The 16,133-nt window shown below is 74.2% G+C and carries 17 protein-coding genes; 5 read left to right on the forward strand and 12 right to left on the reverse strand.

The features are described from left to right. The first annotated feature begins 98 nt into the window (after window positions 1–98). A complete protein-coding gene (locus GCU60_RS09920; protein ID WP_163204691.1) occupies window positions 99–1,118 on the forward strand; it encodes a glycerophosphodiester phosphodiesterase family protein in 1,020 nt (339 codons plus the stop codon). Window positions 1,119–1,128: 10 nt separating this feature from the next. Here GCU60_RS09920 and rsgA read toward each other — a convergent pair whose 3' ends face one another. Then, window positions 1,129–2,154: a ribosome small subunit-dependent GTPase A gene (gene rsgA, locus GCU60_RS09925; protein WP_345770513.1), complete on the reverse strand. Its 1,026-nt coding sequence runs from the start codon at window positions 2,152–2,154 to the stop codon at window positions 1,129–1,131. A gap of 234 nt (window positions 2,155–2,388) precedes the next feature. After that, complete coding sequence (locus GCU60_RS09930; protein ID WP_163204695.1) at window positions 2,389–3,678, reverse strand: adenylosuccinate synthase; 1,290 nt, start codon at window positions 3,676–3,678, stop codon at window positions 2,389–2,391. A gap of 110 nt (window positions 3,679–3,788) precedes the next feature. Between GCU60_RS09930 and GCU60_RS09935 the strand changes: the two genes are divergently transcribed. The 3 genes from GCU60_RS09935 (at window position 3,789) to GCU60_RS09945 (ending at window position 6,422) form a co-directional block, all read left to right on the forward strand. Continuing rightward, window positions 3,789–4,403, forward strand: coding sequence for a hypothetical protein (locus GCU60_RS09935; RefSeq protein ID WP_163204697.1), 615 nt, complete (start codon window positions 3,789–3,791; stop codon window positions 4,401–4,403). A gap of 124 nt (window positions 4,404–4,527) precedes the next feature. Further along, the gene (locus tag GCU60_RS09940) at window positions 4,528–5,589 is read left to right on the forward strand and encodes an ABC transporter permease (protein WP_163204700.1); all 1,062 of its coding nucleotides are present in this window, start codon (window positions 4,528–4,530) and stop codon (window positions 5,587–5,589) included. Then, complete coding sequence (locus GCU60_RS09945) at window positions 5,586–6,422, forward strand: ATP-binding cassette domain-containing protein (RefSeq protein ID WP_163204702.1); 837 nt, start codon at window positions 5,586–5,588, stop codon at window positions 6,420–6,422. The genes GCU60_RS09940 and GCU60_RS09945 overlap by 4 nt, the downstream gene beginning before the upstream one ends. A gap of 36 nt (window positions 6,423–6,458) precedes the next feature. Here the strand turns inward: GCU60_RS09945 and GCU60_RS19860 are convergent, their stop codons facing one another. The 10 genes from GCU60_RS19860 to GCU60_RS09990 all read right to left on the reverse strand — a co-directional run bounded on the left by GCU60_RS19860 (window position 6,459) and on the right by GCU60_RS09990 (window position 15,558). Next, window positions 6,459–6,602, reverse strand: a complete 144-nt coding sequence (locus tag GCU60_RS19860; RefSeq protein WP_204261777.1) for a GPGG-motif small membrane protein — start codon at window positions 6,600–6,602, stop codon at window positions 6,459–6,461. Between the two features lie 163 nt (window positions 6,603–6,765). Further along, window positions 6,766–7,188, reverse strand: a complete 423-nt coding sequence (locus GCU60_RS09950) for a DUF3151 domain-containing protein (protein WP_163204704.1) — start codon at window positions 7,186–7,188, stop codon at window positions 6,766–6,768. Continuing rightward, a complete protein-coding gene (gene fbaA, locus GCU60_RS09955; RefSeq protein WP_163204707.1) occupies window positions 7,188–8,219 on the reverse strand; it encodes a class II fructose-bisphosphate aldolase in 1,032 nt (343 codons plus the stop codon). The genes GCU60_RS09950 and fbaA overlap by 1 nt, the downstream gene beginning before the upstream one ends. Before the next feature lie 127 nt (window positions 8,220–8,346). After that, window positions 8,347–8,865 carry a hypothetical protein gene (locus GCU60_RS09960; RefSeq protein WP_163204709.1) on the reverse strand — a complete coding sequence of 173 codons (519 nt, stop codon included), beginning with the start codon at window positions 8,863–8,865 and terminating at the stop codon, window positions 8,347–8,349. 25 nt (window positions 8,866–8,890) lie between these two features. Beyond that, window positions 8,891–9,502, reverse strand: a complete 612-nt coding sequence (locus tag GCU60_RS09965) for a pentapeptide repeat-containing protein (RefSeq protein ID WP_163204711.1) — start codon at window positions 9,500–9,502, stop codon at window positions 8,891–8,893. 4 nt (window positions 9,503–9,506) lie between these two features. Then, window positions 9,507–10,859 (reverse strand): FAD-dependent oxidoreductase, encoded by a 1,353-nt coding sequence (locus tag GCU60_RS09970; protein WP_163204713.1) that lies wholly within the window; start codon window positions 10,857–10,859, stop codon window positions 9,507–9,509. Beyond that, window positions 10,856–12,271 (reverse strand): FAD-binding oxidoreductase, encoded by a 1,416-nt coding sequence (locus tag GCU60_RS09975; RefSeq protein WP_163204715.1) that lies wholly within the window; start codon window positions 12,269–12,271, stop codon window positions 10,856–10,858. Before GCU60_RS09975 ends, GCU60_RS09970 begins: the two co-directional genes overlap by 4 nt. A 98-nt stretch (window positions 12,272–12,369) precedes the next feature. Continuing rightward, window positions 12,370–12,924 (reverse strand): orotate phosphoribosyltransferase, encoded by a 555-nt coding sequence (gene pyrE, locus GCU60_RS09980; RefSeq protein ID WP_204261778.1) that lies wholly within the window; start codon window positions 12,922–12,924, stop codon window positions 12,370–12,372. A gap of 137 nt (window positions 12,925–13,061) precedes the next feature. Then, window positions 13,062–13,724 carry a fasciclin domain-containing protein gene (locus GCU60_RS09985; RefSeq protein WP_163204717.1) on the reverse strand — a complete coding sequence of 221 codons (663 nt, stop codon included), beginning with the start codon at window positions 13,722–13,724 and terminating at the stop codon, window positions 13,062–13,064. A 136-nt stretch (window positions 13,725–13,860) separates the two neighbouring features. Beyond that, a complete protein-coding gene (locus GCU60_RS09990; RefSeq protein WP_163204719.1) occupies window positions 13,861–15,558 on the reverse strand; it encodes a molybdopterin-dependent oxidoreductase in 1,698 nt (565 codons plus the stop codon). Window positions 15,559–15,676: 118 nt separating this feature from the next. On the opposite strand from GCU60_RS09990, the gene GCU60_RS09995 reads away from it, so the two are divergent. After that, window positions 15,677–16,132 carry a hypothetical protein gene (locus tag GCU60_RS09995; protein WP_163204721.1) on the forward strand — a complete coding sequence of 152 codons (456 nt, stop codon included), beginning with the start codon at window positions 15,677–15,679 and terminating at the stop codon, window positions 16,130–16,132. Window position 16,133: the final 1 nt, after the last annotated feature.

The following is a 16,133-nucleotide window of genomic DNA, read 5'->3' on the forward strand; positions in this document are numbered from 1 at the left end:
CCCCAGCGGTGCTGGTCAACGCGCTGTGTGCTCGATTGTGCGCAACCCGCCTTCTTCAGTTCCCCCTCGATTCACCCGATTCCTGTGTTGTGGACGCCATGCGCGCGACCGAGTCGTTGGCCACCAGGCCCGCGACACGCCTTCCCCGGCCCGTCGTCATCGGACACCGTGGAGCCCCGGCCTACCGGCCGGAGCACACCACGGCGAGCTTCGAGCTGGCCATCGACATGGGTGCCGAGCTGATCGAGCCGGACGTGGTGGTCAGCCGCGACGGCGTGCTCGTGGTCCGGCACGAGAACGAGCTCTCGCTGTCCACCGACGTGGCCGAGCACCCGGAGTTCGCCGACCGGCACACCCGCAAGGAGATCGACGGTCAGCTGTGCACCGGCTGGTTCACCGAGGACTTCACCTACGCCGAACTGCGCACGCTCCGCTCCATCGAGCGGATGCCGGCGCTGCGGCCGACGAACACCGCCTACGACGGCCGGTTCGGCATCCTCACCCTCGCCGAGGTCATCGAGCTCGCCCGCTGCCGCTCGACCGCCGAGCGGCAGGTGCGGGTGCTGGCCGAGCTGAAGCACCCCGAGTGGTGGGAGGCCCAGGGCATGCCGATGTCCGAGCTCGTCGCCGCGGAGCTGAGCCGCCTCGGGGCGGACCGCGCCGACGGCACGGTCGTCGTCCAGTCCTTCGACCCGGCCGTGCTGCGCGACCTGCGCGCCCGCCTCGGCGACGACGGCCCGCTCATGGGCCAGCTGGTCGACGACGCCCACACCGGCGACGCGATGGTCACCCCCTCGGGCCTCCGGGAGATCTCCACCTACGCCCAGGTCGTCGCGCCCAGCCGCGACCGGGTGCTGGCCAGCGCCGCCACCGCCGCACCCGCCGAGCACCTGGTCGCCCAGGCGCACGCCGCCCAGCTCGCCGTCTTCTGCTGGACCCTTCGCGCGGAGAACGCCTACCTGCCGGAGCACCTGCGCCGCGGCGACTCCCCGAACGGCCTCGGCGACGCCGTCGGCGACGCGCTCCAGCTGCTCGCGCTCGGGGTCGACGGGCTGATCACCGACTCCCCCGACCACGCCGTGCGCGCCCGGACCGCCGCCACCGCCCAGCTGGTCTGATCCGACGCGCTCACCGCGGCCGCCCGGGTTCGGCCCGGCGGCTGCGGTGCAGCGCACGCAGCTTCGCCCGTTCGTCGGCCCGGGCGCGGGCGTCCACGCGCAGCCGCTGCCGGTGCGCCTCGCCCTGGAGCTTCCGCCAGGCGATGAAGCGGGCCGGGTCGAGCCGGCCCTCTTCGATGGCGGCGGCGACCGCGCAGCCGGGCTCGGTGCGGTGCCCGCAGTCCCGGTAGCGGCAGTCGACGGCCAGCCCGGTCACGTCGGCGTAGGCGCGGCCGACGCCGTCGAGGTCGTCGTGGAGGCCGAGCTCGCGCATCCCCGGGGTGTCGACGAGCAGCCCGCCGTCGGGCAGCAGGTGCAGCTCGCGCGCGGTGGTGGCGTGCCGGCCCCGCCCGTCGTCCCGGATCTCCCGGGTGCCGGCCACCCGCCGCCCGGCCAGCGCGTTGGCCAGGCTCGACTTCCCCACCCCCGACGGCCCCACCATGGCGGCGGTCCGGCCCGGGCCGAGCAGGGCCCGCACCGCGTCCAGCCCGTCGCCGGTCAGCGAGCTGACGGCGAGGACGGCGACCCCCAGGGCGTCGTCGGCCACTTGCGCCACCGCCGGGCCGACGTCCGCGCACAGGTCGGCCTTGGTGAGCACCACGACGGGCGTGGCCCCGCTGCTCCACGCCACCGCGAGGTAGCGCTCCACCCGGCGCAGCCGGGCCTCCCCCGCCAGCGAGTCCACGACGAGGACGACGTCGACGTTGGCGGCCACCACCTGCGCCGCCGAGGTGCGTCCGGCCGCGGTCCGGGTGAAGGCGGTGCGGCGCGGGAGGACGGCGACGGCGAGCTCGTCCCGGACCGCGACCCAGTCACCGACGGCGGGCCCACCGGGGAGCGCGTCGTGCAGGGCGGCCGCGGGACGCAGGCGTTGCTCCCCCTCGGCGGTGAGCACGCTCAGCCGCCCCCGGTCGACCCGCGTCACCCGGCCGGGGAGGCACCCCGCGGGCAGCGCGACGGCACGATCGGCGGTCCAGCCCAGCGCAGCGAGTTCCACGCCGGGATGGTGACTCCGCACCGGTCAGGCTGTCGCGGCATTTACCGGGCGTGGCCCTGTCGGCCCGAGCGGGCCCCGGAGGGGCCACGCAGGGACGACGCAGCGGCCCCACGCAGTCGGGGCACGGCCCCTGGCCGCGGTGTCGTCCGGTGTACGACGGTGTCACGGCCCGCGGTGTCGTCCGGTTGACGACGGTGTCACGCCCGCGGTGTCGTCCGGAGGACGACAGGCCACTCAGCCGATGAGGTCGTGGATGACGACGTTCTCGTCCCGGCCCGGGCCGACGCCGATGACGCTGATCCGGGCTCCGGAGAGCTCCTCGAGCCGCCGCACGTAGGCCTGCGCGGTCGCCGGGAGCTCGTCGAAGCTCCGGCAGTGCCGGATGTCCTCGAACCAGCCCGGCATCTCCTCGTAGACCGGCTTGGCGTGGTGGAAGTCGGTCTGCGTCATCGGCATCTCGTCGTGCCGGACGCCGTCGATCTCGTAGGCCACGCAGATCGGCACCGTCTCCAGGCCGGAGAGCACGTCGAGCTTGGTGAGGAAGTAGTCGGTGATGCCGTTGACCCGGCTGGCGTACCGGGCGACGACGGCGTCGAACCAGCCGCAGCGGCGGTCACGGCCGGTCGTGACACCGACCTCGCCGCCGTGCTTGCGCAGGTACTCGCCCCACTGGTCGTGCAGCTCGGTCGGGAACGGACCGGAGCCCACGCGGGTGGTGTAGGCCTTGAGGATGCCCACGACCCGCTCGATGCGGGTCGGGCCGACGCCCGCGCCGACGGCGGCGCCACCGGCGGTCGGGTTGGACGACGTGACGAACGGATAGGTCCCGTGGTCGACGTCGAGCAGCGTGCCCTGCGAGCCCTCGAGCAGCACCCACTCGCCGGCGTCGAGCGCCTTGCCCAGCAGCAGCCGGGTGTCGACGATCCGGTGCTTGAGCTGCTCGGCGTACTGCGTGTACTCCTCGACGACCTCGTCGACGTCGATCGCCTTGCGGTTGTAGACCTTGACCAGGACCTGGTTCTTCTCCTGCAGCGTGCCCTCGAGCTTCTGCCGGAGGATGGAGAGGTCCAGCAGGTCCTGCACGCGGATGCCCACGCGGGCGACCTTGTCGCCGTACGCGGGGCCGATGCCGCGGCCGGTGGTGCCGATCTTCCGCTTGCCCAGGAACCGCTCGGTGACCTTGTCCAGTGCCCGGTGGTGCGGCATGATCAAGTGCGCGTCGGAGGAGATGACCAGCCGCGAGGTGTCCACCCCTCGCTCCTCCAGCCCGGCGAGCTCCCGGATCAGCACCTCGGGGTCGATGACGACGCCGTTGCCGATGACCGGCGTGCAACCGGGCGTGAGGATCCCCGACGGGATCAGGTGCAGCGCGTACTTCTCCCCGTCCGGCGTGATCACCGTGTGGCCGGCGTTGTTGCCGCCCTGGTAGCGGACGACGTAGGGAACGCGGCCGCCGAGCAGGTCGGTGGCCTTGCCCTTGCCTTCGTCGCCCCACTGGGCACCGATCAGGACGACAGCGGGCATCGGCTCCTGGTTCTCCTCGTTCGTCGGGGTGCGGCACCCGGCACCCGGGTGGATGACGGCCGGCAGGTGGGCCAGGGGCGGCGCGGTGGAACGGGTGACAGGGTATCCGCATGTCGTCGGTCGAGTTGGACCTCCGCCGTCTCACGCCCGGGGAGGCACCGCGCCCGGCCCAGCTGGAGCCGGTCGCCGCGGCGGGCTCCGTGGTCGTCCGCGGACCGGTGCCGGCGCTGGCCGCGACGCTGGCCGCCCTGCTCAGGGCGGGGCGGACGGCGGAGGTCCCGGTGGCCTGGGAACCCGGCCCCGACAAGGCGTCCACCGCCCTGGCCCGCGACCTGGGCATCGGCACGGGCGAGCCCCGGGACCTCACGCTCGTCCGCGACGACCACGGCGGCGTCCTGCTGCACCACGGCCGCATCGAGGCCGCCGGGGACGGCCGCCGCTCGCTGTCCCGGCGGATCGGGCTGCAGGCGCACCACGACGACATCCGGGTGGCCGACGGCGAGATCACCCGCATCGACGTCCGTCCGGACTGGGCCGCCGTCGACACCATCGGCGTGACGGTGATGGCCCTGCCGCTGCGGCCCACCCGGCACACCAGCGGACGGGCGCTGCAGGTGGCGTCGGACCCGGCGCGGATCGTGCGGGACGGTGTCGCGTACCCGCGGCCGGTCAACCGCTGGACCTGGTACGCCGACGACCGCGTGCGGTGGCGGCTGCAGCCCTGAGCGGGCGGCCGTCCCAGCACGTCGCCCGTCGCCCGGGGGCGTCGTGGACACTGGAGCGCAACCCGCTCGCCGAGGAGGACCCGCTGCCGACGTCCTGCCGCCCCACCCGGGCGCCCCGCCGGTGATGAGCGACCGCCTGCCCGCGTTCGGCAGCGCCCGGGCGGCCGCGCCGTCCGGCCGCCGGTCCCTGGCGCGCTCCCTCGCCCGCCCCAGCCTTCCCGCCGTGGTCGGGCTCGTGGTGGTCGTCGCCTTCTTCGCCCTGCGGGCGCCGGACCTCCTGTCACCGTTCGGCCTGGCCACGGTCCTCGACACCGCGGCCGTGCTCGGCGTCGGGGCCGTCGCCGTCGCGCTGCTGCTCATCGCCGGGCAGTTCGACCTCTCGGTCGGGGTGGTCGCGGTGTCCAGCTCGCTGCTGACCGCACTGCTGATCGGCTACGCGGGCTGGAGCACCTGGCCCGCCCTGCTGGTGTCGTTGCTGGCCGCGCTCGCGGTCGGCGTGGTGAACGGCGTCCTCGTGGTGAACACCGGCCTGCCGAGCTTCCTGGTCACGCTCGCGACCTTCCTCATCCTGCAGGGCACGTCGCAGGCCGGGGCGCAGGCGGTCGCGGGCTCCACGCGGGTCAGCGGGCTGGACCAGACACCGGGCTGGTCGTCGGCCAGCGCCCTGTTCGACGGCGCCCTGGAGGTCGGCAACGGCCGGTTCACCGTCTCGATCCTCTGGTGGCTGGCCCTGACCGCGCTGGCCACCTGGGGCCTGTGGCGCACCCGGTTCGGCAACGCGGTCTTCGCCTGCGGTGGCGCCCGGCAGGCCGCCCGCGAGCTCGGCGTCCCGGTCCGCCGGACGACCGTGGCGCTCTTCTGCCTCACGGCGGCCGCGGGCTGGCTGCTGGGCACCTTCACCCTGGTGCGCCTCGGCAGCGTCCAGGCGGGGGGCACCGTCGGGATCCTGAGCGGGATCGACTTCATCGTCATCGCGGTCATCGGCGGGTGCCTGCTGACCGGTGGCTACGGCTCCGCGATCGGTGCCGCCATCGGCGCCCTGCTCTACGCCGTCGCGCGGCAGGGCATCACGCTGGCCGGCTGGGACACCCGCTGGTTCCAGGCGCTGCTCGGGGTGCTGCTCCTGGTGGCGCTGCTGGCGAACGGCGAGGTCCGCCGCCGGCTGAAGTCGAGGCCTCGCTCGTGAGCACGTCCACGACCGTCGACGGCGCTCCCGCCGGCGGCACGACCCCGGTCCTGGAACTGCGCGGGATCACGGTCCGCCACGGCAACGTCCCGGCCCTCAACCGGGTCAGCGCCGTCCTGCCCCCGGGCCGGATCACCTGCGTGCTCGGCGAGAACGGCTCCGGGAAGTCGACGCTGGTCTCCGTGCTCTCCGGCCTGCAGCGCTACGACGAGGGCGAGCTGCTGGTCGACGGCGTCCCGATGCGGTTCCGCTCGGCCCGGCAGGCGCGCGACGTGGGCATCGCCACCGTGTGGCAGGACCTCGCCGTGGCGCCGCTGCTGTCGATCTGGCGGAACTTCTTCCTCGGCGTGGAGCCCACGCGCGGGGTGTGGCCGCTGCGCCGGCTCGACATCGACGGCGCGCGGGAGACGACGGTGCGGGCAATGGCACGGGTCGGCATCCCCGGCCTGGACCCCGACCAGCCGGCCAGCGCGCTGCAGGCCGGCGAGCGGCAGAGCCTCGCCGTGGCCCGCGCGCTGCACTTCGGGGCCCGGGCGCTGATCATCGACGAGCCCGTGACGCCGATGACGGTGGCGCGCCAGACGCTGTTCGGGCAGGCGATCCTCGCCGCGCGGGCCCAGGGGCTGGCGGTCGTCGTGGTCACGAACAACCCGCGCTACGCCCACCTCATCGGCGACCGGTTCCTGCTGCTGGCGCACGGCCAGGTGGCCGGCAGCCTGACCCGTGAGGACGTCGACGCCGACGACCTCACCGCCCTGATGGCCGGCGGCGAGCAGCTGACCACCCTCACCGACGCGCTGACCGAGCTCCACCCGGAGCTGGGCGACCGCTGAGCCCCGGGTCCCGCCGGAGCGGGACCCGGGGCGCGATCAGGCGAAGACGCTCACCCCGCCCGGGCCCACGAGCAGCCCGACGACGATGAGCACGATCCCCCACAGCATCTGGCCGCGGACGATCGAGACGATCCCTGCGATCACCAGGACCACGGCCAGGATCCACAACAAGGTCACCATGAGTACGTCCCCAATCCACGGGGCGCCCGACCGGCGCCGTGCACGCTCTGTGATGACCGTCACGCCCGGATCCCAAACCATGATCAGATCCGAGGGTGAAAGGCCCGGTCACAGGCGAACGGGCGGCCCGCCGGAGCGGACCGCCCGTTACCGTTGGTGAGCGTCAGGGGGCGAGCGTCGGATCGCAGTCGCGCAGCAGCTGGATGCAGCGCTCGTGCTCCCCGGTCTCCCCGATCGCCTCGGCGGCCGCCGCGAGCACCGTGACGCAGCGCAGGAACCCCCGGTTGGGCTCGTGCGACCACGGCACCGGGCCGTAGCCCTTCCACCCGTTGCGGCGCAGCGCGTCCAGCCCGCGGTGGTACCCGGTGCGGGCGTAGGCGTAGGCCTGGACGGTGTCGCCGAGCGCGCGCTCGGTGCGGTGCAGCGCCTCCTCCGCGAGGCCCGCCCAGACCGCGCTCACCGTCGGGTGGTGCGCGGCCACCTCGGCCAGCGTCGCGCCCTCGGCGAGCTCGGCGTCGGCCTCGGGGGTGGCGGGCAGCAGGGTGGGTGCCGGCTCGCCGAGCAGGTTCCCGTGGGAGTGCGACATCACGCCCCCGTCGACTGGCCGGCGGACAGCAGGTCCTCGCACGCCTCGACGACGCGGGCGGCCATGCCCGTCTCGGCGGCCTTGAGGTAGCTGCGCGGGTCGTAGGTCTTCTTGTTGCCGACCTCGCCGTCGATCTTCAGCACGCCGTCGTAGTTGCCGAACATGTGGCCGGCGATCGGCCGGGTGAAGGCGTACTGGGTGTCGGTGTCGACGTTCATCTTGATCACGCCGTAGGACAGCGCCTCGCGGATCTCCGACTGGGCCGAGCCCGAGCCGCCGTGAAAGACCAGGTTGAACGGCTTGGCGTCGGCCGACCCGAACTCCTTGGCGACGACGTCCTGGCCCAGCTTGAGGATCTCGGGCCGCAGCTTGACGTTGCCCGGCTTGTAGACGCCGTGCACGTTGCCGAACGTGGCGGCCAGCAGGTAGACGCCGCGCTCGCCCAGGCCGAGCTTGCGCGCGGTGGCCACGAAGTCGCCCTCGGCGGTGTAGAGCTTCTCGTTGATGTCGTGGGCGACGCCGTCCTCCTCGCCGCCGACGACGCCGATCTCCACCTCGAGCACGATCTTGGCCTCGGCGGCCCGCTCGAGCAGCTCCTCGGCGATGTCCAGGTTCTCGTCGAGGTCGATCGCCGACCCGTCCCACATGTGCGACTGGAACAGCGGCTCCTGGCCGGCCCCCACGCGGTCCTTCGACAGCGCGATCAGCGGGCGGACGTAGGAGTCCAGCTTGTCCTTGGGGCAGTGGTCGGTGTGCAGCGCCACGTTGACCGGGTACTTCTCGGCCACGACGTGGGCGAACTCGGCCAGCGCGACCGCGCCGGTGACCATGTCCTTGACCCGGGTGCCCGAGCCGAACTCCGCACCGCCGGTGGAGAACTGGATGATGCCGTCGCTGCCGGCGTCGGCGAAGCCGCGCAGGGCCGCGTTGATCGTCTCCGAGGACGTGCAGTTGATCGCCGGGTAGGCGAATCCGCCCTCCTTCGCCCGGCTGATCATGTCGGCGTAGACCTCAGGGGTCGCGATGGGCATGCGGGCACTCCTCGCATCGGTTGCGGCTGTACGGCGCTGTGCGGCTGACGTCGGTGATCAGTATCCCGCCGGGCCCCGGTGCCGCGACACCACCTGCCGCGGCGCACCCCGTCCGGGCGATCCTCGATCAGCCGGGGGGCTCCTCCACGAGCAGCTCCACGGTGGCCGTGACGCCCTCCCGCGCGAGTTCCAGGCGCCAGCAGCCGGACCGGTCGAGCTCGAACCCGGTGCCCCACTCGTCACCGGGTTCGGAGAAGTTGCTGCCCCCGTGCGGTTCGGGGCCGAACACCAGGTCGCCCTCGCTGCCGTCCGGGCGGACCGGTCGCACGGCGAGGTCCCCCGCGCCGGTCACCCGCCAGATGATCTTCAGCTCGTCGCCGACCCGGGCCGGGATCTCCCCGAAGGCGAGCCCGGTCACGGTGCCGCCCTCCGCGGGCACGGTGAACGGTTCGAGCGGCTCGATCGGCTCGGCATCGCACCCCGCCAGGGTCCGGGACGGCCCCTCGATCGCAGCCGGCTCGTCGCTCGCGTCCGGCCCGGTGGCCGCGGTGGATCCGGCGGCCGGGGGCGGTGCGGCGCCGTCGGACGTGCAGCCGACCAGCCCGAGGCAGAGGACGGCGAGCAGCCCGGCGCGTCGTCGATCCACCCGGTCCACCTCCGCCGCCCCGGTCCTAGGCCCCGCCGTCCACCTGCAGCCCCAGCGCCGCGGCGAGCTGCACCGCCTGTGCGAGGTCGATCCGGGCGCCGGCCAGCCGGGCCGCCCGGGGATCGAGCGCGGAGAGGTCGCTGCCGCGCAGGTCCGCGCCGGCGAGGTCGGCCTCGTGCAGCTCCGCTCCGGAGAGGTCGACGTCGCGCAGGGCGGCCCCGGCGGCGAGGACCCGGGTGAGGTCGGCCTCGCGCAGTCGCACGCCGGTGAACGCGGCGTGGCGGAGATCGGCGCCCGGGAGCGTGGCGAAGGACCAGTCGCCGCCGCTGACGGTCAGCTGGTCGAACGAGCACCGGTCGAACACCGCGCCGACCAGCTTGCAGCCGGTGAGGGTGGCGGCGAAGAAGGAGCAGCCGGTGAAGGTGCAGTTCACGAACGCGGCGTCGGTGAACCCGGCCAGGTTGAACCGGCAGTCGTGGAAGGTGCAGTCGGTGAAGGCGACGCCGGTGCCGGTCGCCTCGGTCAAGTCGACGGCGCTGAACGCCACCCCCGTGTGCTCCCGGCCGGAGAGGTCCTCGCCGTACCAGTCGGCGCCGCGGACCTCGGTCGCGGTGGCCGGCAGCGCACGCGGGGCCACGCGCTCAGCCCTGCTCGATCCGGCTGACCACCCGCGCGGCCACGACCACCGGGTCGTAGGTCGGCGAGAACGGCGGCGCGTAGGAGAGGTCGGAGCCGGCGAGGTCCTCGGCGGTCATCCCCGCCCAGATCGCAGCGGCGAGCACGTCGATCCGCTTGCCCGATCCGGGGCCGCCGACGATCTGGGCCCCCAGCAGCCGCCCCGACCCGGCCTCGCTGAGGAGCTTGATCGCGACCTCCTCCGCGCCCGGGTAGTAGCCGGCCCTCGTCGTCGCCTCGATCGTGTCGGCGCGGTAGTCGAAGCCCGCCTGCTCCGCCTCGGTGGTGCACAGCCCGGTGCGGCCGATCTCCAGGTCCCCCACCTTGGTCAGCGCGGTCCCCAGGACCCCGGCGAAGCGGGCCGCCCGGCCGCCGATGACCGACCCGGCCACCCGGCCCTGCTTGTTCGCATGGGTGCCGAGCGCGACGTGCGTGACCTCGCCGGTGACCCGGTGGAAGGTCTGCGAGCAGTCGCCGGCGGCGTAGATCTCCGGGTGCGACCGGGTGCGCTGGGTGCGGTCGACGGCGATGGCGCCGGTGGTGCCCAGCCCGATGCCGGCCTGCTCGGCGAGCGCCACCTCCGGACCCATGCCCAGCCCGAGGACGATCAGGTCGGCGTCGTAGCTGCCGGCGTCGGTGCGCACGCCGCGCGCCCGGCCCGACTCGTCCACCAGGATCTCCCGGACCGCCTGGTCGGGGTGCATCTCCATGCCCATGGCGCCCATGCCGGCACAGACCCGCTCGGCCATGTCGCTGTCGAGCAGCTGCATCGGCAGCGGGTCGGCGAGGACGACGGTGACCTCGAGCCCCCGCCGCTGCAGCGCCTCGGCCATCTCCAGCCCGATGTACCCGCCCCCGAGGACCAGGGCGCGGCGGGGACCGGCGTCCAGGGCGGCCCGGATGGCCGCGCCGTCGTCGAGCCGGTGGACGCCGAACACCCCCGGGGCGTCCAGTCCGGGGATCGGCGGGCGGCTCGGACGGCCCCCGGTGGCCACGAGCAGGCGGTCGTAGCCGATCCGCTCGCCGGAGTCGGTGACGACCTTCCCGGCGTCGGCGTCGATCTCGACCGCGCGGGTGCGGGTGTGCACGGTGATGTCCCGGGCGGCGAACTCCGCCGGCGTCCGGGCGATGAGCGCGTCGCGGTCCGCGACCTGGCCGCCGACCCAGTACGGGATGCCGCACGCGGAGTAGGACACGACGTCGCCCTGCTCCAGCACGACGATCTCCAGGTCGTCGGCGGCCTTGAGCCGCCGGGCCTGGGCGGCCGCGGACAGCCCTGCGGCGTCCCCGCCGATGACGAGGAACCGTTCCCTGCTCATGGCGCCAGCGTGGCAGCCCGCGGTCCGGCGCGGAACACCGTGCCCGGGTTGAGCAGCCCGGCGGGGTCGAGCGCGGCCTTGATCGAGCGGTGCACGTCGAGGGCGACCGGTCCGATCTCGCGCTCCAGCCAGTCCACCTTGAGCACCCCCACGCCGTGCTCGCCGGTGATCGTGCCGCCCAGCGCCAGCCCCAGCTCGAGGATGTCGTCGAACGCGCCGAACGCCCGCGTGCGCTGGTCGTCGTCGGTCGGGTCGAACACGACCGTGGGGTGCATGTTGCCGTCGCCGGCATGGCCCACCACGCCGATCACGAGCCCGCGGTCGGCGGCGATGCGGTCGCAGCCGTCCAGGAACTCCGCGATGCGGGAGCGCGGCACCGCGACGTCGTCGATCAGGGTGCTGCCCAGGCGCTCCAGCGCCGGCAGCGCCATCCGCCGGGCGGCGAGCAGCAGATCGCCCTCGCCCGCGTCGTCGGTGGAGTGCACGAGCAGCGCGCCGGCCTCCCGGCACAGCTCGGTGAGCGCTGCGATCTCCCGCGCGGCGGCGTCGCCCCCGGTGTCGGACTGGGCCACCAGCAGCGCGTGCGCGTCCCGGTCCAGGTCGGCGTGCAGCAGGTCGTCGACCGCCCGGATGCAGGTGTTGTCCATGACCTCCAGGAGGCTGGGCACCAGGCCGGTGGTCACCACCCGCTCCACCACCTGGCCGGTCTGCGCCGTCGTGGCGAACGTGGCCGCCAGGGTGACCGGCCGCTGCGGCGCCGGCCGCAGGGCGAGCGTCGCCTCGGTGATCACGCCCAGGGTGCCCTCTGAGCCCACGAACAGCCGGGCCAGGTCGTAGCCCGCCACGCCCTTCACCGTGCGGTGACCGGTCCGCAGCACGCGGCCGTCGGCGAGCACGACCTCCAGGCCCAGCACGTAGTCGGTGGTCACCCCGTACTTCACGCAGCACAGGCCGCCGGAGTTCGTGGAGAGGTTGCCGCCGATCGTGCACCAGTCGTAGCTGGAGGGGTCCGGGGGGTAGAACAACCCAGCACCGGCGACGGCGTCGCGGAGCTGCTTGTTCACCACGCCCGGCTGGACGACGGCCAGCCGGTCGGCGGGCGAGACCTCCAGCACGGCGTCCATGCGGGTCATGACCAGCGTGATCCCGCCGTCGACGGCGTTGCTGGCGCCGGCCAGCCCGGAGCCCGCTCCGCGGGGGACCACGGGGACGCCGTGCCGGCTCGCCACCCGCAGCACCGCGACGACGTCCGCGGTGCTGCGCGGGAACACCACCGCGGCCGGGGTGCCGGCGGGCGCGAGCATCGCCTGGTCACGGGCGTAGGACGCGGTGACGTCGACGTCGGTGAGCACGCCGTCGGCACCCACCGCGTCGATCAGCTCGGCCACCCACGTCGCCGTCGTCGTGGTCATCGTCACACCGTACGGCCGGCCCCCGCCCGCTGGAACCGGCTCCGTCGCAGGGACCCGGTGCGAGCGGAGCGAGTGCCGGGGGGCGACGGGGTCCTTCCTCAGTCGAGGCCGAGGTCGGCGAGGGTGAAGGCGGCGCGGTACTCGAAGCCGGCCTCCTCGACCGCCGCCCGGCCGCCGCGGTCGACGATCACCGCCACGCCGATGACCTCGGCACCGGCCTCCTGCAGGGCCTGCGCCGCGGTGAGCGGGCTGCCGCCGGTGGTGGAGACGTCCTCGACCACCAGGACGGCGCGGCCGTCCACGTCGGGGCCCTCGATCCGGCGCTGCAGCCCGTGCGCCTTGCCGGCCTTGCGCACCACGCAGGCGTCCAGGAACCCCTCACCGGCGGCGGCTGCGTGCAGCATCGCGGCGGCCACCGGGTCGGCCCCCAGGGTGAGGCCGCCGACGACGTCGTAGCGGAGGTCGCCGGTGAGCTGCCGCATCACGCGGCCGACCAGCGGAGCGCCCTCGTGGTGGAGGGTCAGCCGGCGCAGATCGATGTACCAGTCCGCCTCCCGCCCCGAGGAGAGCGTCACCTTCCCGTGCACCACGGCCAGGTCGAGGATGAGCTGGAGCAGCCGGTCGCGGTCGGGCAGGGCGGTGGGAGCCGTCATGGTTGGAGACCCTAGACACGATCCCGGACACGACGCAGGGCCCCCGTCGGACGTAAGTCCGGCGGGGGCCCTGCGTCGGCCCCCTTCCAGGGCCCCACCCCGAGCGTGCGAGGGGTGGGGAGGAAGGGGGTCCTTCCTCACATACCGACAGGCTTGAGGACCTGGTCGATGATGTAGACGGTGGCGTTGGCGGTCTGGACGTTGCCGCAGATCACCGAGGCCTCCATGCCGACGACGGTGCCGTCCATGGCGACGGAGAACTCCTCACCGGAGCCCTCGATCGTCACCTCGTCGCCGTTCAGCGTGGTGTGCGTGCCGGCCAGCTCGTCGGGCGCCAGACGGCCCTGGATGACGTGGTGGGTGAGCACGGTGGTCAGCGCCGGGGTGTCGGCCAGCAGACCCTGGAGCGCGTCGGCCGGGACCGCCTCGAACGCCGGGTTGGCCGGGGCCAGCACGGTGATGTCCTCGGCGCTGTTCAGCGTGTCGCCGAGGTTGGCGGCCTGGACGGCCGTCACCAGCGTGGACAGCAGCGGGTTGTTGCTGGCGGCGGTGGCGACCGGGTCGTCGGCCATGCCGTCGACGCTGCCTTCACCCTCGGTGGGCACGTCGGCGCAGGCCGGGCCGAAGGGGCCGTCCGCCATGGGAGCCGCGGTGGTCTCCTCGGCCATGGAGCTGCCGCCGCTGCTGCTGGAGGAGGCGGCGCCGCTGTCGGAGGTGTCGTCGGAACCACAGGCGCTGAGCGTGATGGCCAGGGTGGAGACGGCGGTGATCAGCATGCCGCGGGTCAGGGTGCGCTTCATGGGGTGGTGCTCCTCTGCTGTCCGTGCGACGGCGGTGTCGCGGTCGGGGTGGGGCGCCGGCCACGGGAGCGGCCGGGTGGTCGTCGCCGGCGGGCCGGGACGGGTCTGTGGGTCCGGCCCTGGGGCCGGGCAGGGATCAGCGGCTGATCACCTGGATGGAGTGCCAGCCACTGGCACCGTCGGGTTTCGGGCTGGCCCGCTCCTCGGTCTGGGTCTCCCCGTCGGCGCTGGTGGCGCGGACGGTGAGCGAGTGCTGGCCGGGGGTGAAGTCGTAGGGCAGCACCCATTGGCGCCACAGGTCGGCGTCGACCTGGGGGGAGAGCTCCGCCTCGACCCAGTCCGCGTCGTCGACCCGGACCTCGACGCGGGCGATGCCGCGCGTCTGCGCCCAGGCGACGCCGGCGATGGGGCGCCGGCCGGGCGGGAAGGCCCGCAGCGGCGCGGGGGTGTCGATGCGGGAGAAGACCTTGATCGGCGCCTGCGCCGCCCAGTCGCGCTCCACCCAGTACGGGTCGAAGGCGTCGAACGTCGTCGCCTCGATGCGGGTGAGCCACTTGCAGGCCGAGACGTAGCCGTAGAGACCGGGGATCAGCATGCGGACCGGGAAGCCGTGCTCCACCGGGAGCGGCTCGCCGTTCATCCCGAAGGCCAGCATCGCGTCGTCGACGTCCAGGGCGGACCGGGTGGGGGTGCCGATGGTCATGCCGTCGGAGGAGGTGCAGACCAGCTGGTCGCTGCTGTCCCGGACGCCGTTCTCGCGGAGGAAGGCGCCCAGGGGCACGCCGAGCCAGCGGGCCGTGCCCGCGAGCCGGCCACCGACCTCGTTGGAGACGCAGGTGAGGGTGATGTCGCGCTCGATGAGGTCGTCCCGGCCGAGCAGGTCGTCGAGCGTGTAGGACTTCGGCGAGTCGAACATGCCGGTCAGCGTCAGCCGGTACCCCGACGGGCTGATCTGCGGCACGGTGATCGCGGTGTCCACGCGGTAGAACTCCCGGTTGTCCGTGAACAGCGGGGTCAGTCCCTCGACGTCCCGGGCGAGGTCGGCACCGGCGGGCAGGGCGGGCGCCGGGGACGCCGGCCGCGGCAGCACCAGGTCGCTGCGCTCCCCCGCGACGTCGAAGCGCTGCTGCAGCAGGCGACCGCCGCCACCGGCGACCGCGGCGACGCCGACGGCCACCCCGCTGGTGAGGAAGAAGCGACGCCGGTCCATCCCGGCGCCCTTGCGGTCACCGGCGCCCAGGAGGTCGCGCAGCCGGCCTGCGAGGCCGTCCCGCCCGTCCGCCGAGCCGGACCCCTGCGGGTCCCCGGGAGCAGGAGCGGTCCCGGCACCGGGAGCGGCCGGGGTGGGGCGCTGCAGCGGCGCGAGCAGCGCCAGCAGGGCGACCGCCCCGGCGGCCGCGCCGACCAGGGAGGGCAGCCCGTCCAGGAGGCCACCGGCCGGCCGGGTGACGGCCGCGACGATGCCGACGACGCCGAAGAGCGCGATGCCGGCGACGCCGAGGCGCCGGCTGCGGAGGCCGACCAGCCCGATGACCAGCGCGTACACCGCGATCACGAGGAGCGTGCCGATGATCAGGACGATCTTGTCGTTCTCGCCGAAGGTCCGGATCGCGAAGGCCTTGACCGGCTCGGGGGTCAGGGTGATCGCGGCGTCGCCGACGGCGACCACCGGGGATGAGGCGGGCCCGACGAGCGCCGCGACCAGCTCGGCGATGCCCAGCGCGACGGCGGCGGCGAGCAGGCCGGCCAGCGCGGCGAGCAGCCTGCGGGCCCCGCGGTGCGCGGTGCCGTCGCCCCCTTCGGAGGGGGTCGGCCGCGCGGCCTGCTCGGTCATGGTCACGACTGGCATTCGCCGCCTGAGCGCGATCCGGATTCACCCCGGCCGGAATTTCTTGCGGTGCCCTCCGGCGGCACCAGGGCCCGCAGCTGCACCGATCTGCCAGTCTGGGCGGGTGCCGGCTTCCTCCACCCCTCGTCCCGCCGACTCCGGAGCACTCCCCCAGTCACCGCCGTCGGTCCGGGTCGCCATCGCCCTGCTGTCGACGCTCGCCGTCCTGCTGCTGCTCTACGTGACGGTCACCTGGCTCGGCCGGGACGGGCTGGTCCAGGCGCTGACCGACTCCGGGCTCACCCCCGCGGAGGCCGAGCAGTTCCTGGTCATCAACACGGCCGCGCCGTTGGTGATGGGCCTGGTCTACGGGATCGCGGCCTTCGGGGTGTCCCGGCGGCGCTCCTGGGGGCGCTGGACCGGGCTGGTCGCCGCGGTGGTCCTGGCCGGGCTGGTCGCCACCACGATGCTCACCGCCGGCGGGGTCACAGTCGTGTCCCTGCTGCTGTTCGTGCTCGCCGTCGCGACGGCCACCAGCCTGCTGGCCCGGACGACCCGGGAGTGGCTGGCGGCCCGCTGAC

This window comes from Blastococcus saxobsidens, from assembly GCF_010682065.1.
GTDB lineage: Bacteria > Actinomycetota > Actinomycetes > Mycobacteriales > Geodermatophilaceae > Blastococcus > Blastococcus saxobsidens_B.

Bases quoted from the DNA above. Each gene is read 5' to 3' on its own strand.
- GCU60_RS09950 (WP_163204704.1), bottom strand. From the start codon at position 7,188: ATGTCGCACTCCCACGGGAACCTGCTCGGCGAGCCGGCACCCACCCTG.
- GCU60_RS09970 (WP_163204713.1), bottom strand. From the start codon at position 10,859: ATGAGCAGGGAACGGTTCCTCGTCATCGGCGGGGACGCCGCAGGGCTG.
- fbaA (WP_163204707.1), bottom strand. From the start codon at position 8,219: ATGCCCATCGCGACCCCTGAGGTCTACGCCGACATGATCAGCCGGGCG.
- GCU60_RS19860 (WP_204261777.1), bottom strand. From the start codon at position 6,602: ATGGTGACCTTGTTGTGGATCCTGGCCGTGGTCCTGGTGATCGCAGGG.
- GCU60_RS09930 (WP_163204695.1), bottom strand. From the start codon at position 3,678: ATGCCCGCTGTCGTCCTGATCGGTGCCCAGTGGGGCGACGAAGGCAAG.
- GCU60_RS09940 (WP_163204700.1), top strand. From the start codon at position 4,528: ATGAGCGACCGCCTGCCCGCGTTCGGCAGCGCCCGGGCGGCCGCGCCG.
- pyrE (WP_204261778.1), bottom strand. From the start codon at position 12,924: ATGACGGCTCCCACCGCCCTGCCCGACCGCGACCGGCTGCTCCAGCTC.
- GCU60_RS09990 (WP_163204719.1), bottom strand. From the start codon at position 15,558: ATGACCGAGCAGGCCGCGCGGCCGACCCCCTCCGAAGGGGGCGACGGC.
- GCU60_RS09935 (WP_163204697.1), top strand. From the start codon at position 3,789: ATGTCGTCGGTCGAGTTGGACCTCCGCCGTCTCACGCCCGGGGAGGCA.
- GCU60_RS09920 (WP_163204691.1), top strand. From the start codon at position 99: ATGCGCGCGACCGAGTCGTTGGCCACCAGGCCCGCGACACGCCTTCCC.
- GCU60_RS09975 (WP_163204715.1), bottom strand. From the start codon at position 12,271: ATGACCACGACGACGGCGACGTGGGTGGCCGAGCTGATCGACGCGGTG.
- GCU60_RS09985 (WP_163204717.1), bottom strand. From the start codon at position 13,724: ATGAAGCGCACCCTGACCCGCGGCATGCTGATCACCGCCGTCTCCACC.